The organism is Arthrobacter sp. SAFR-023, from assembly GCF_051965295.1.
Taxonomy (GTDB): Bacteria; Actinomycetota; Actinomycetes; order Actinomycetales; family Micrococcaceae; genus Arthrobacter.
Genome location: NZ_JBQCMF010000024.1, coordinates 1 through 13,647 on the forward strand (window position 1 = coordinate 1; position 13,647 = coordinate 13,647).

Annotated in this window: 10 protein-coding genes; 6 read left to right on the top strand and 4 right to left on the bottom strand. The window is 65.7% G+C overall.

Going from position 1 to position 13,647, the window contains the following annotated elements; genetic code table 11:
* The coding region (locus ACTHQX_RS20095) for an IS256 family transposase (RefSeq protein ID WP_440159068.1) at nucleotides 1-691 on the bottom strand (691 nt) is incomplete at its 3' end.
* A gap of 270 nt (nucleotides 692-961) precedes the next feature.
* Here ACTHQX_RS20095 and ACTHQX_RS20100 point away from each other — a divergent pair.
* On the top strand, nucleotides 962-2,008 hold the full coding sequence (locus ACTHQX_RS20100; RefSeq protein WP_236808218.1) for an IS110 family transposase: 1,047 nt from the start codon (nucleotides 962-964) through the stop codon (nucleotides 2,006-2,008).
* A gap of 1,393 nt (nucleotides 2,009-3,401) precedes the next feature.
* Here the strand turns inward: ACTHQX_RS20100 and ACTHQX_RS20105 are convergent.
* Together ACTHQX_RS20105 and catA are read right to left on the bottom strand one after the other, a co-directional pair.
* On the bottom strand, nucleotides 3,402-4,679 hold the full coding sequence (locus ACTHQX_RS20105) for a benzoate/H(+) symporter BenE family transporter (protein WP_236808220.1): 1,278 nt from the start codon (nucleotides 4,677-4,679) through the stop codon (nucleotides 3,402-3,404).
* A 90-nt stretch (nucleotides 4,680-4,769) separates the two neighbouring features.
* Nucleotides 4,770-5,651: a catechol 1,2-dioxygenase gene (gene catA / locus ACTHQX_RS20110; protein ID WP_236808228.1), complete on the bottom strand. Its 882-nt coding sequence runs from the start codon at nucleotides 5,649-5,651 to the stop codon at nucleotides 4,770-4,772.
* 326 nt (nucleotides 5,652-5,977) lie between these two features.
* Here catA and benA point away from each other — a divergent pair, with 326 nt between their 5' ends.
* From benA to ACTHQX_RS20135, 5 genes are all read left to right on the top strand, one after another.
* A complete protein-coding gene (gene benA, locus ACTHQX_RS20115; RefSeq protein ID WP_236808230.1) occupies nucleotides 5,978-7,363 on the top strand; it encodes a benzoate 1,2-dioxygenase large subunit in 1,386 nt (461 codons plus the stop codon).
* 33 nt (nucleotides 7,364-7,396) lie between these two features.
* On the top strand, nucleotides 7,397-7,933 hold the full coding sequence (gene benB / locus ACTHQX_RS20120; protein ID WP_236808232.1) for a benzoate 1,2-dioxygenase small subunit: 537 nt from the start codon (nucleotides 7,397-7,399) through the stop codon (nucleotides 7,931-7,933).
* A 123-nt stretch (nucleotides 7,934-8,056) separates the two neighbouring features.
* Nucleotides 8,057-9,628, top strand: a complete 1,572-nt coding sequence (gene benC / locus ACTHQX_RS20125) for a benzoate 1,2-dioxygenase electron transfer component BenC (protein WP_236808234.1) — start codon at nucleotides 8,057-8,059, stop codon at nucleotides 9,626-9,628.
* Nucleotides 9,628-10,455, top strand: a complete 828-nt coding sequence (locus tag ACTHQX_RS20130) for a 1,6-dihydroxycyclohexa-2,4-diene-1-carboxylate dehydrogenase (protein WP_236808236.1) — start codon at nucleotides 9,628-9,630, stop codon at nucleotides 10,453-10,455. Before benC ends, ACTHQX_RS20130 begins: the two co-directional genes overlap by 1 nt.
* Nucleotides 10,456-10,513: 58 nt before the next feature.
* Nucleotides 10,514-13,345 (top strand): AAA family ATPase, encoded by a 2,832-nt coding sequence (locus ACTHQX_RS20135; RefSeq protein WP_440159063.1) that lies wholly within the window; start codon nucleotides 10,514-10,516, stop codon nucleotides 13,343-13,345.
* A 5-nt stretch (nucleotides 13,346-13,350) separates the two neighbouring features.
* Here the strand turns inward: ACTHQX_RS20135 and catC are convergent, their stop codons facing one another.
* Nucleotides 13,351-13,629 (bottom strand): muconolactone Delta-isomerase, encoded by a 279-nt coding sequence (gene catC / locus ACTHQX_RS20140; protein ID WP_236808240.1) that lies wholly within the window; start codon nucleotides 13,627-13,629, stop codon nucleotides 13,351-13,353.
* Nucleotides 13,630-13,647: the final 18 nt, after the last annotated feature.

Here is a 13,647-nt window from a genome sequence, read left to right on the forward strand (position 1 = left end):
GGTTCTTGATTTCGGTCAGCACCGAGAGCCAGAACTTTGCCCCTTCGCCGCCTTCCTCGGCCCACAGCCCGAGGATGTCCCGTTCCCTGTTGACGCTGACGCCGATCGCGACGTAGACCGGCCGGTTGGTGACCTGCCCGTCACGGACCTTGACGTGGATCGCGTCGATGAACACCACAGGGTAGACCCGGTCCAGGGGCCGGTTCTGCCACTCGGTCATCTCACCGACGACCTTCTCCGTGATCCGCGAGATGGTGTCCTTGGAGACCCTGGCACCGAACACCTCGGCGAAGTAGGCCGCAACCTCCCCGGTGGTGAGGCCCTTCGCGCTGAGTGACAACACGATCTCATCCACGCCGGTCAGCCGCCGCTGCCGCTTCTTCACGATCTGCGGAGCGAAGGTCGAGCCGGTATCCCGCGGCACGTCGATCTCCACCGGCCCGATCTCGGTCAGCACGGTCTTCGTCCGGGTGCCGTTGCGGGAGTTCCCGCTCCCGCGCCCGGACACGTCGTGCTTTTCGTATCCGAGGTGTTCGTCCATTTCCGCTTCCAACGAGGTCTCTAGGACGTTTTTCGTGAGCCGGATCAACAGCCCGTCAGGGCCGACGAGGTCGATGCCCTGCTCCCTGGCCTGGGCCAGGAGCTGCTGCGCTAACTCTTGCTGATCCACATCAGTCGCCATGGGATCCATGGTGTCGCTCATGATCGGTCCTCCCCGCCAGGCAACGCCCGGCGTGTCAGGCCAACCGTGGATCCACCGTTTTTCCCAGTGTCACTATTTTGGTGTGCCGGTTGGTTCGCTCCATCGTTTCTCGCCTCCGTGGCTTTGTCTGTAGTGCGACCGGCTGGCACGAAGGGACCGGCCGGTCTGGCTTGAGAGGAGCGTGGCTTCGCCCCTGACTGGGATATGCCGACCGACCGGTCCTGTACCCCTACCCGTAGAAGGAAAGGAGACAAGACCATGGTGATTATCGGAGTCGATGCGCACAAGCGCTCCCACACGGCCGTGATCGCGGACACGGTCGGCAGGCAGATCGCGGTCAAGACGATCGGCTCGACCAGCAACGACCATCTCGCGCTGCTGGCATGGGCGAGAAAGCATGATGATCAGGAACGGCTCTGGGCGATCGAGGACTGCCGGCACCTGAGCAGACGATTGGAAAGCGACCTCCTCGCGGCGGGCGAACAGGTCGTGCGAGTGCCTCCGAAGCTGATGTCGAATGTCCGGGACAGCGCCCGTACGTTCGGCAAGTCCGGCCCAATAGACGCTCTCGCGATCGCACGTGCCGCCCTGCGAGAACCCGATCTGCCGGTCGCCCGTCTCGATGGCGCAGAACGCGAGATCCGCCTCCTGGTCGACCACCGCGAGGACGTCGTCGCTGAACGGACCCGGGTGATCAGCCGGCTCCGCTGGCACCTGCACGAGCTCGATCCTGCATGGGCGGCCCCGGCCAACTTTGACCGGGCCAGCGCGTTCGCACGCATCAAATTCCACCTGGACGACTTCTCCGGGATCGTTGCCGACCTCGCTCAACGGCTCCTCACCCATCTGCACCGCCTAACCGAGGAGATCGATGAACTCACAGCCGCACTCAGCCGCCGGATCCCAGTCATCGCCCCGGCACTGCTGGCGATCATCGGCTGCGGGTCCTTGACGGCGGCGAAGATCCTGGGAGAGACCGCCGGCGTTGCGCGCTTCCGATCGAAGGACGCCTACGCACGCCATAACGGCACTGCCCCGCTGCCGGTGTGGTCTTCGAACAAGGCCCGGCACCGACTCTCCCGAACCGGAAACAGACAGCTGAACGCGGCGCTGCACCGGATCGCGCCCACCCAGGCCCGCTGCCATCCCGGAGCGCGAGAACTTCTCGCCCGCCGCAAAGCAGGAGGGGACGGGGGCATGGAAGCACTGCGTATCCTCAAACGCCGACTATCCGACGTCGTCTACCGAGCACTGGTCGACGATCATAAAAACTCCGCAGCCAGCACCCTCATCCACACGGCTTGACAGAGCAGCTAGAGACAGTCACGATCCCGGACGCGAAACGCCGATAATTGATATTCCGTTATGTTGAAGGCGCGGGTCTTGTGGCCGCCCAGTGCCCGGTAGGGCGAGGTTCGGGTCATGCTTCTTCTGTCGTCTCCGTCCATGAGATGTTCGAAGGAGGTCCCGCCGCTATGACTCTGGCTGAACCCAAGCCGTCGGCTTGTTCCGCGCGTCAGCGCTCAACTCATTTTTTCCTGCGTTGGCGGATTCTGCCTGAACCCGAGAACGTCGTCACAGTGGACATCATGCCGGGTTGGTGATGACAAGGGAATCACGACGCCAAAAAGACCGTCTCACTCGAATGCGGGGCCCCATGCTCACAAAAGAGGGTGTGCACAATGCGCACACCTGGGCTTCGGATTCGGTTGTACCGGCATCGGATTGGTTCGGATTCGGGAAGTTTTCGGAAGAGGAGCGGATTTTCAGGGGGAGCAGCTGGTTCGAGTCCCACCTCGGGCACAGTGTTTTCCCTGCTCAGGGGCTTTTTAGCCTCTGAGTGTGGACATTTTGTTCACTTGTGGGCCCCTTCGGGGGCCTTTTTCATTGGTGGCCGGTGGTGTGGCCGGCGACCTCCTTCGTTCCCTGGTTGGAGGTCTTGGTGCGTGTTACCTGTTCGTGGGGGTGGCTGGCTGGGGCAACATGACCTGAAAAAGTTTCTGGTCGGGTTTCTTTTCTTGGTCGTTGGGTTTTCACCAGGCTTCTCTTTCTCGGTTCGTGGTGGCTTTGCTGCTTCTTCATGGTCGGTCCGGGGGAGGGCGACATGACTTGTGTCGGCTTGTTCCGGAATCGGTTCCGGCGGACTCCCGCGGATGATCTGGGGCGCATTACCGTGGCCTACTGAGAGATTGCATTGCCGTGCATTTGGCTCATGAAGCTCACGCAGCCTTTCATCCCTGCGTTTCTGGTTTTCGCGTCGTTGCCTGTTCATGGCTACCTTCGGCGTCTACTGCACGATGCGGTGGAGGTTTTCTTGGCGCGGCGTCCGGAAATGAGGTTTCCGCCTGGCTGGTCTTTCACATTCCTTCATGGCCAACCTGCTGGATGACTACACGACGGAACGGTGATGCACCGACACAGCCTCAGTGGCCCGAACCCACACCTGATCCCCGCCGTCGCCCCGTGCCGGGAACAGGTCGGAAGAGGGGCATTTCGATCACCGCGTCGCGGCTGGGGGCGTAAAGCCGCGCTGACTGAACTGGGTGATTGCCCCGCCATCATCATTAGCCGCGGTTTGCCGCGATACTCCAGCTGTCCCGCACTCAGGACCTGGCCTTGTGGGAGGAGGAGTTGCTGGATCCACGGTCACGTAAGCCGGGACGGGCCTGTACGCGGACGACGCTGCAGGTTGGCCGACTCAGAGACCCAGATGGTCCCTCTGCTCAAGAAGCCTGGACACCCCGTAGCCAATCACCAGGCCCCAGAAGGCTGCATGGATGTTGAAGAGGTTCATGCCGGAAATCGTCACCACGAACGTCACCAGCGAGCCCAGGGTGAAGCTGGTTGCGAAGGCCGTGACGAAGGCCTGCTGGAGGGCCCGCAGCATCGCGATGCCACCCAGCGCCAGGACGAACTCCTTGGGCGCGGCCAGCATCAGCCGGGTCAGGGTGGGGGCAAACGCTGCGAACACCAGGGCCAGCAGGCCGTACGCCACGGCGGCCGCGTATTGGCGCTGGAGCTTCCCTGACGACGTCAGCAGGGCGTTGGTGGGACCAGTGACGCAGGCCGAGACGGCCCCGAACCCTGCGTTCAGTACCGAGAAGGCGCCGGACACAATGGCGAAGGCATTCACCGGCGGATGGTGGCCGGCGGCCCGGAGGACGGCGATGCCCTGGCCGTTTTGAACGAACAGCACGGTGAGGGCGAGGGGAATCACCAGCTCGAGCTGGGCAGCCCACGTGAATTCAGGCGCGGTGAAAACAGGGGTGGCCAGAAGCGTTCCGCCGTGTGAAAGGCTGAACTGGCCGCTGGCCGCCACGGCGATGCAGCCTGCCACCAGCGTGCCCAGGACCGGCGGCAGATACCTGCCGAGCATGGGAACGGCAGTAAGCACCAGGAACGCGGCCACCATCGGGGCAGCCACGGCCGGGTTGTCCTGGGTGGAGGCGACGACGTCTGTGCCGAACTTCAGGAACACCGCGGCCACCATGGCCATCACGATCGGCGTGGGCGCCAGCGCCATGGCTTTGCGAACCACCCCGGTGGCGCCCAGGGCGAGGATCAGCACGCCGGAGGTGAAGAAGGCCCCGACGACTTCCGGGAAGGTCAGGTGCTGCAGGGAAGGTCCCAGGAGAACCGTGCCGGGGATGGACCAGGCGAAGCCTAGGGGCTGCCGGTAAATGATTGACATCAGCAGCGTGGCCGCCCCGCCGGAAAAGAGAATGCCAAAAACCCAGGACGACAGCTGGCCCTGGGTCAGGCCGCCCGCCGTTCCGACGGCCAGGGTGACGGCGATGGGTCCGGACGCCGCGAAAATGAGCCCGATGGCCCCGTTGGAGACATAGGACAGGCCCAGGTCGCGAAGAATCTGGCGCGGGCCTGCGGGCCGGACCCCCGGGCGTTCCACTAAGGGCTCCGGCACCAGCACGGCTGATCCGACGGACGTGGCGGGCAGGTCGGGACGGGGATGGCTCATCGGAACTCCTGGCTGGCGCGGAAAAACCGGAGGCGCTCCGAAGCTTCAGCTCCGGAGCGCCTCCGTGCGGGGGTATCTCCCAGTTGCGTGCTACTTCTTCTGGCCCTGCTTTGCCAGGACGTAGTCATAAACTACTTCCTCGCCCTTTCCGTCGGTACGGGGGCGGGGGTCCAGCATCAGTTCAGGCTTCACTGCCGAGGCGATGTCGTCAGCGTTGTGGGGGTCGCCGGGGAAGTAAAGCTGCTGGGTGACCGGCTCGTAGCCCGGTGCGGACACCTTGATGTGGATGTGCGCCGGACGCCAGGCGTGCCAGCCCGCCGCACTGATCAGCTGCCCGCAGGCCCCGTCCGTGGGGATCTGGTAGGGCGCCGGACGCATCGTGTTGATCTCGAACCGGCCATCGTCTGAAGCCTTGACGGTGGCGCGGAAGAGCCACTCGGGCAGGCCTGGGGCGTACTGGGAGTAGAAACCGGCGGCGTCCGCGTGCCAGATCTCCACATGGGCGCCCTGGATGGGGTTGCCTTCGGTGTCGGTGAACTGGCCGCTGAAGCGCAGCGGGGTGCCCTCTTCGCCGTCGCGCATTTCAACCGTGGCGGGCGTCTGGAGTTCCGGGGAGTTGGGAACGTAGTAGGGGCCCTCAATGGTGCCCACGGTGCCGGGGCGGTCCTGGGAGTTGACGTCCTCAACGGTGTGCTCAAGCCAGACGTCGAGGAACAGCGGCCATTCACCGTCCGTCCCGACCTTGATCAGCCACGCTTTGAGCGCGTTGTATTCCTCGTAGGTGACCTGGTGTTCCTCGACGATGTCGTTGGCGGCCTTGATCAGCGCGCCGGCCAGCAGGCTCACCCGTTCCTTGGATACATCCACCTTGGAGAGCTTGCCCGACGCTGCGAACCGCTCGGTTGCCTTGGTGCCTGCTTCGACGGCGGTGCCTTCGTTTTCCGTGCGGCTGTCCGTTGGGGTTTGGGTCATGACAATGTCCACCTTCCTCATTGAATGGGGACAGGAAGGGCTCCTGCACCCGACGCGGGCTGCGGGGCCAGTCGTCATGCCCTGCGCCGCACCGCGTGATGTCGGTCTCAATCGTAGGCGCGCAGATAAGGACGCTACAAATATCAACTAGGCGTCTTTTGAGTCATTATCGGTACATAAAGACACCCTTGGTGGAACCTAGGTATTTGCCTGATGTGAGGCCAATCACGAGCGGCAAGAATTGCTGGACAACGTCCGCCGCCGAAGCCCTTTCCCGAGTGGACCTCCGACCATCCGTCCAGCAATCTCCAATGAGGGAGCACGCCATGACCGAGAACCTGATCCATGCCCGCGAGGTCCTTGCCGACGCCGTGATCGACGACCGCGAGAACGGCGTCATCCGGGCCAAGCGCGAGATCTTCACCGACCAGGAGATCTTCGAACTCGAGATGAAGCACATCTTCGAAGGCAACTGGGTGTACCTCGCCCACGAGTCGCAGATCCCCAACGTGGGCGACTACTTCACCACCTATATCGGCCGCACCCCCGTGATGATCACCCGGGACAAGGATGAAAACCTGAACTGCCTGGTCAACGCCTGTTCGCACCGAGGCGCCATGCTGTGCCGCCGCAAGACGGACAACCGCACCACGTTCACCTGCCCCTTCCACGGCTGGACCTTCAAGAACTCCGGCGAGCTGCTGAAGGTCAAGGACTCCCGGAACGCTGGCTACCCCGAGACCTTCAACAAGGAAGGCTCACACGACCTCACCAAGGTGGCCCGCTTCGAGTCCTACCGCGGCTTCCTGTTCGGCTCGCTGAAGGCCGACGTGCTCCCGCTCGAGGAGCACCTGGGCGATGCCACCAAGGTCATCGACTCGATAGTGGACCAGTCACCCGAGGGCCTGGAAGTGCTGCGCGGATCCTCCACCTATACCTACGACGGCAACTGGAAGGTCCAGGCCGAGAACGGTGCCGACGGCTACCACGTCACCGCCGTGCACTGGAACTACGCAGCCACCACGGCCCGCCGCAGCGCCGGGGATTCCGCCAACAAGACCAAGGCCATGGACGCCGGCAAGTGGGGCAAGGTCAAGGGCGGGTTCTATTCCTACGACCACGGCCACCTGCTGCTCTGGCAGGAGTGGACCAACCCCCAGGACCGTCCGCTCTGGGACCGCCGCGACGAGCTCGTGGCCAAGTACGGCGAGGAGATGGCCAACTTCATGATCAACATCTCCCGCAACCTGTGCCTCTACCCGAACGTCTACATCATGGACCAGTTCTCCTCGCAGATCCGGCACTTCCGGCCCATCTCCGCGGACCAGACCGAGGTGACCATCTACTGCATCGCCCCCAAGGGCGAGTCCCAGGAGAACCGTTCCAAGCGCATCCGCCAGTACGAGGACTTCTTCAACGCCACGGGCATGGCCACGCCGGACGACCTGGAGGAATTCCGCTCCTGCAACAAGACCTACTGGGCCACCAGCGCCCCGTGGAACGACATGACCCGCGGCGCCACCCACGAGATCACCGGCCCGGATGAGCAGGCACAGGCCCTGGGCATGACCCGGGTGATCGCCTCCGGCGTGCGCACCGAAGACGAAGGGCTCTACCCCATCCAGCACGGGTACTGGAAGGAAGTCATGGACCGGGCCCTGGCGGAGGAAGAGGAGCGTTCCGCCCTGGAATCCATTCCCGTCACCGCCTGAGAGCCCGCCCGAACCACAGAGAGCGCAGAACCCATGACCAACCTGACCCACACCGCCCCGGTCCTGAAGACCGCGGAGGAGATCGCAACCCTCGAAACCGTCCGGGCGTTCCTCTACCGGGAAGCCCGCCTGCTGGATGACCGACAGTTCGATGAATGGCTGGAGTGCTACCACCCGGATTCCGAATTCTGGATGCCGGCCTGGGACGTGGACGACCAGCTGACGCAGGACCCCCAGAACGAGATCTCCCTGATCTACTACGACAACCGCGGCGGCATCGAGGACCGGGTGTTCCGGATCAAGACCGACAGGTCATCAGCCACCTCCCTCCCGGAGCCGCGCACGGGCCACAACATCACGGACGTCGAGGTGTTGGCGAACGACGGCGGCACGGTGGACGTGCGCTTCAACTGGTTCACCCTCTACTTCCGCTACAACACGACGGACACCTACTTTGGCACCAGCTACTACACCCTGGACCTTTCCGGTCCGCAGTCGGTGATCCTGAAGAAGAAGGTGGTCCTGAAGAACGACTACATCCACCACGTGGTGGACGTCTACATGATCTGACCCGCCCGCAGCCGGCGCCCGAGACCTGGGGGCGCCGCACGGCATTTTCCACCCTGTGCCCACCGGGCACACCATAACTTTTTCCGGACCGCGATGGCGCGCCCGGACAGTCAGGAGGACCCCATGGGCCACAAAGTAGCCCTCAGCTTCGAGGACGGCGTCACCAAAGTCATCAAGGTCGGCGACTATGAGACCGTCATGGATGCCGCCTACAAGGCACGCATCAACATTCCATCGGACTGCCGGGACGGCGCCTGCGGCACCTGCAAGGCCTTCTGCGATTCCGGTTCCTTCGACCCGGGCGACTTCATCGACGACGCCATGACGGAGGAGGAACTCGAAAAGGGCTACCTGCTCACCTGCCAGGCCGTGCCGGAGTCGGACCTCGCCATCCAGATCCCGGCCACGTCCGAATCGGCGAAGACGGCCGCCGCGTCCTTCACCTCCACCATCAAGGAACTCAACCGGCACACGGACACCACCGTGTCCTTCGCCCTCGAGGTGGACAACCGCGACGCGCTGACCTTCCTCCCCGGACAGTACGTCAACCTCAAAGTCCCCGGCTCCGATGCCGAGCGCTCCTACTCCTTCAGCAGCGGCCCCGAGGTCCAGGAGGCGTCCTTCATGGTCCGGGTGACTCCGCAGGGCGCCATGTCCGAGTACCTCCGCGACCGCGCCGCCGTGGGCGACACCATCGAGTTCACGGGCCCGTACGGATCGTTCTTCCTGCGCGAGCCCAAACGGCCCCTGCTGCTCCTGGCCGGCGGCACCGGGCTGGCCCCGCTCCTATCCATCCTGGAAAAGCTCGCCGAAAACCCGCCCTCCAGCCCGGTCCACCTGATCTACGGGCTCACCCGCGAGGCCGACATCGTGGGCCTGAACTGGCTGCGCGCCTACGAGGCGAAACTGCCCGGTTTCACCTGGGACTACATCGCCTCCGAGCCCGGCACCTCCGCTCCGCACACCGGCTACGTCACCCAGATCATCGAACCGAAGCACCTCAACGACGGCGACGTGGACATCTACCTCTGCGGCCCACCGCCCATGGTCAATGCCGTCTCCAAATGGCTGGACACCGAAGGCATCAAGCCCGCCAACTTCTACTTCGAACGATTCGCACCGAAGGAAACCACCGGCGGCGACGCCGAAACGGGCGCCCCGGCTCCGGTTGAGAAGATCCAGGCCGACGGCGACACCATGACCCGCGGCGAAGCCGTGTCTTCGCTGGAGACCGGCCGGCTGGATTTCCACAAGGAGGACAGCTTCGCCCAGCTGGACGCCCGCATGGGCCTGGAGCTTGCCGTCAGCGAACTGCTGCTGGGACGGCTCACCCAGGAACAACTGCGCCAGTTCCGCCGCCTGGCCGAAGCTACCACCGGTTCGGTGCAGGACGGAAACATCACCGATCCCGACGGGTTCGCGCGCACCAACGAGGAATTCCACGAGTACCTCTTCACGATCTGCGACAACCCGATGCTGCTGGAGTCCTACCGCCGCCTGGACGTCCACGCCCAGATGGCCGCGGCCTTCGAAGCCGGCACGCCGATCTTCGAGCGCGTCACGCAGGACCACATCGACGTCGTCGACGCCTTTGAACGCGGGGACAAAGCCAGGCTGCGCGAAGTCATCATGGCCCACGCCCAGGATGCCAAGGGGACCATGGTGGGGGCCATCGACGCCAAGGCCGCACACTGATGGCTGCGCCGTACGCCGGGCAATACGTGACCCCGGGCAGGTTCGGCGGCAAGGTCGCCGTCGTCACCGGTGCCGCCCAGGGGATAGGACAGAAGGTGGCCGAACGCATCGGTGCCGAGAGCGGCGCCGTGGTCCTGGTGGACCGCGCGGACCTGGTCCACGACGTTGCCCGCGGCATCGACGAGGCCGCCAAAGCGTCGGGTTCGGGCGGCTCGGCCACATCCGTCACCGCGGACCTGGAGACCTTCGCCGGCGCCACCCAGGCCATCAAGGCCGCCCTCGCCGCCCACGGGCGGGTGGACGTCCTGGTCAACAACGTGGGCGGCACCATCTGGGCGCGCCCCTACCAGGAGTACGACGAGGACAAGATCGAGAAGGAAATCCGCCGTTCCCTCTTTCCCACGCTCTGGACCTGCCGGGCGGTCCTGCCGGCCATGATGGAGCAGGGCTCCGGCACGATCGTGAACGTCTCCTCGGTAGCCACCAGGGGAATGCACCGGGTGCCCTACGCCGCGGCGAAAGGCGGCGTGAACGCGCTGACCCAGTCACTGGCCATGGAGGTGGCCGGGCACGGCATCCGCGTGGTGGCCACCGCCCCGGGCGGCACGGAAGCCCCGCCGCGCAAGGTCAAGCGCGGGCCGGAAGCCGAGTCCGCCACCGAGAAGGACTGGTACCAAACCATCGTTGACCAGACGGTGGGGTCCTCGTTCATGAAGCGCTACGGCACCCTGGACGAGCAGGCGGCGCCCATCGTGTTCCTCGCCTCGGACGAGGCGTCCTACCTGACCGGCAGCATCCTCCCGGTGGCCGGCGGCGACCTGGGCTAGTGCATCGGATGGATGCAGGCCATGGGGGCGCCCAGGCCGCTCCGGTAGGATGGCGGCCATGACGGCGGGCTCCACCCAGGGCGAGATGGCGGAGGACTTCCCGCTGGCGGGCCGGGCCGCGGCGTTCGAGCAGTTGCTGGAAATCCTCCGCACCGTCCGCAAGGGCAAGGTGGGCACCGTGGTCCTCTCCGGACCGTCCGGGTCCGGCAAAACCGCGCTCCTGGAACTCTTCCTTGACCACTGCCGGACGGCCGCCCGCGGCGTCCGCGTCCTGTCCGCCATGGGGGACGACTGGGAGGCGCAGTTCGCCCTGGCCGGCTACTCCCAGCTCATGCGGACCCTGCCGCTCCGGACGGCAAAGGATTACGACGGCGGCCCGGCCCTGGCGCCGGCGCCCGTCGCCTCCCTGACCCCCGACCAGGTGGTCAATTACGCCTCCACGCTCAGCACCCATCTCGAAGGCCTGCAGACGCACGGCAGCGTGGTGGTCGCCGTCGACGACGTCCACAAGCTCGATGAGGAGAGCCTGCGTGTCCTCACCTTCGTCATGCGCAGGCTGCACGACAAGCGGGTCCTGTTCCTGCTGACCCTGAACCCTGGTGACGCGTCCCGCGTCCCCGCCGGTGTCCTAGACTTCCTCACCGGCCACCAAGTGGTCCGTATTCCGCTGGAACCGCTCTCGCCGCAGCAGGTCCAGGACGTGGCGCGGAGCCTGTTCGGCTTGGACCTCAGCGCGACGGCGGCCCACGGCCTGGTGACGCACACCGGCGGGATTGCCCAGTCCATCGTGGAGCTGCTCCGTGAGCTGCCCCCGGAGACCTGGCAGTCGTGGTTCCCGTCCCTGCCGCCCACTTCCCGGGTGCGCGCCAGGGTCCGCAGTGTCTTGGCGGCCGCGTCCCCTGCCCTGGTGGCCGCCGCGGAAGCCGCAGCGGTGCTCGGCCCCGGCGCGGGCCTGGCTGAGGTGGCCAGGGTGGGCGGCCTGGAATCCGTCATGCCGGCGCTCGATGAGGGGCACCGCGCCGGGCTGCTGGGACTGTCCGTGGACCAGTCCCGCTCCGCCGTCGCCTTCCTGGAACCCGGCACCGCGGAAGCCGTCTACGAACAGATCGTCCCCAGCCGGCGCATTGCCCTGCACCGGAAGTCTTCCGAGGTTGTCCAGTCCGAGGGTGAACGGCTGGGCCACCGCGTTGCGGCCACCCCGGCCGCGGACGAAACCCTGGCCGCCGAACTGGAGGAGTTCGCCCGGCGGCAGGCCACGGTGGGCGCATGGCAGGATGCCTCCACCGCGTTGTTCTCCGCCTCGCGGCTCTCCCCTGACATCCGCGCCCGGAACCTCCGGCTCCTGAAAGCTGTCGACGCCCTGGTCGGCTCCGGCAATGTGGCCCAGGCGCAGGCCTGGGCAGGGGCGGTGGATGCCCTGCCGCCGTCGCCCCTTCGCTCCTCGGTGCTGGGGTATCTGTCCACGGTGTCCGGACAGAATGACAGCGCCGAAAGCCAACTGGAGATGGCCTGGCGGACCAGCAATCCGCAGCACGAACCCGCCGCGGCAGCGCAGGTGGCCCAGCGTTTCGTGCTCCACGGGGTGGCCTCCTGGGATGGTCCGATGATCACCGGCTGGGCCGAACGCGCCATGGCCCTAAGGGAGCCTGGAACTCCGGCGCACATCGAGTCGGAGGCCATTTACGGCCTGGGCCTGTACGCCCAGGGCCGGATAGCGGACGCCGAGGCCTCCTACCATCGGGCCTCTGCCCAGGCGGCCGAGAATGCCCAGAAGCAGCGGGTGCAAATGGGCGCCGGCTGGCTGGCCCTGCGCCTGGACAACGCCGAATCCGCGCTGGTCAATTTCGAGTCGGCCGCCCCCACCGAGTACCGAGGGGGATCGCTGCGGATCTCCCTGTGGGCCGAGGCCTGGCTCGCCCGCACTCACCTTGTGCTGGGCAACTGGGATGCGGCCGCCGCCACCATCTCCCGGGCCAGCGTCCGGCTGGAAACCTCGCGGATGCCGCTGATCCGCCCGCTGCTGTACTGGACGGCCGCCGAGCTGTGGTCCATGCGGGGCGACTGGGACCGGGCACGCTACTACGTCTCACAGGCCGCAGTGCAGCCGGGAACGTACCGGGCCATGCAGGTCCCGGCCAGCCTGGCACGTGCCCGTTTCCACGAGGCGCGGGCGGATTACGAAAGTGCCCTGGCTGCCCTGCAGCCGCTGGCGGAGCTGGACCCCTGGACCGATCAACGGGTGTCCTTCTGGCCTTGGCAGGACACCTACGTCAACGCGCTGGTCATGACCGACAAGCTCGATGCTGCAGAGGCGTTCCTTACCGCCTTCGAAGGAGTGCACCGCGAGCGGGAAGTCCCTTCGGACCTGGCCCGCATGGCATGGGCGCGGGGTCGGCTGCTGGCCGCGCAGGGGGACCCGGACACGGCCAGGGAACACTTCGAGGCGGCGCTGGGACACCTCCGCGGGCTCAACCGCCCTTATCTGCGCGCAAGGATCAGTTTTGCGTTCGGGCAAAGCATGCGCCGGGCCGGGAAGCGCCGCCTGGCGTCATCCGTGCTGCGCGCGGCCCGCGACCTTTACGACTCGCTCGGCGCGGCCACCTACGTTGAACGGTGCGACCGCGAGCTGAAGGCAACAGGCCTGGATGTGGGGAACCTGCCTGACCCGGCGGATCCGGTGCTCTCCTCCGTGGGCAGCCACCATCAACAGCTCACCGCGCAGGAACAGGCGGTAGCCGAGCTGGTGGCTGCGGGCGCCACCAACAAGGAGGCGGCACGGGCCCTGTTCCTGGCCGAAAAGACGGTGCAGTACCACCTGACGCGGCTGTACCGGAAGATGGGTATCCGGTCACGCAGCGAACTCGCGGCGGCATTCCGGGCCAAGGACTGACCCGGCTACTTCACGTCCGAGGGGTGCTTGGCCAGCGGGACCACGGTGAGGTCCATGTACGGGAACAGGGGAAGGCCCTGCAGGATGCCGTGCAGTTCGTCGTTCGATTCGACGTCGAAGATGGAGTAGTTGGCGTATTCGCCCACCACACGCCAGATCTCGGGCCATTTGCCGGAGCGCTGCAGTTCCTGGGAGTAGGCCTTCTCCTTTGCCTTGATTCCGGCGGCTTCTTCGGCGGGCATGCCGGCGGGCAGGTTGACGTCCATATGGACCAGGTACTTCATGGTGACCTCTCGGTGGAA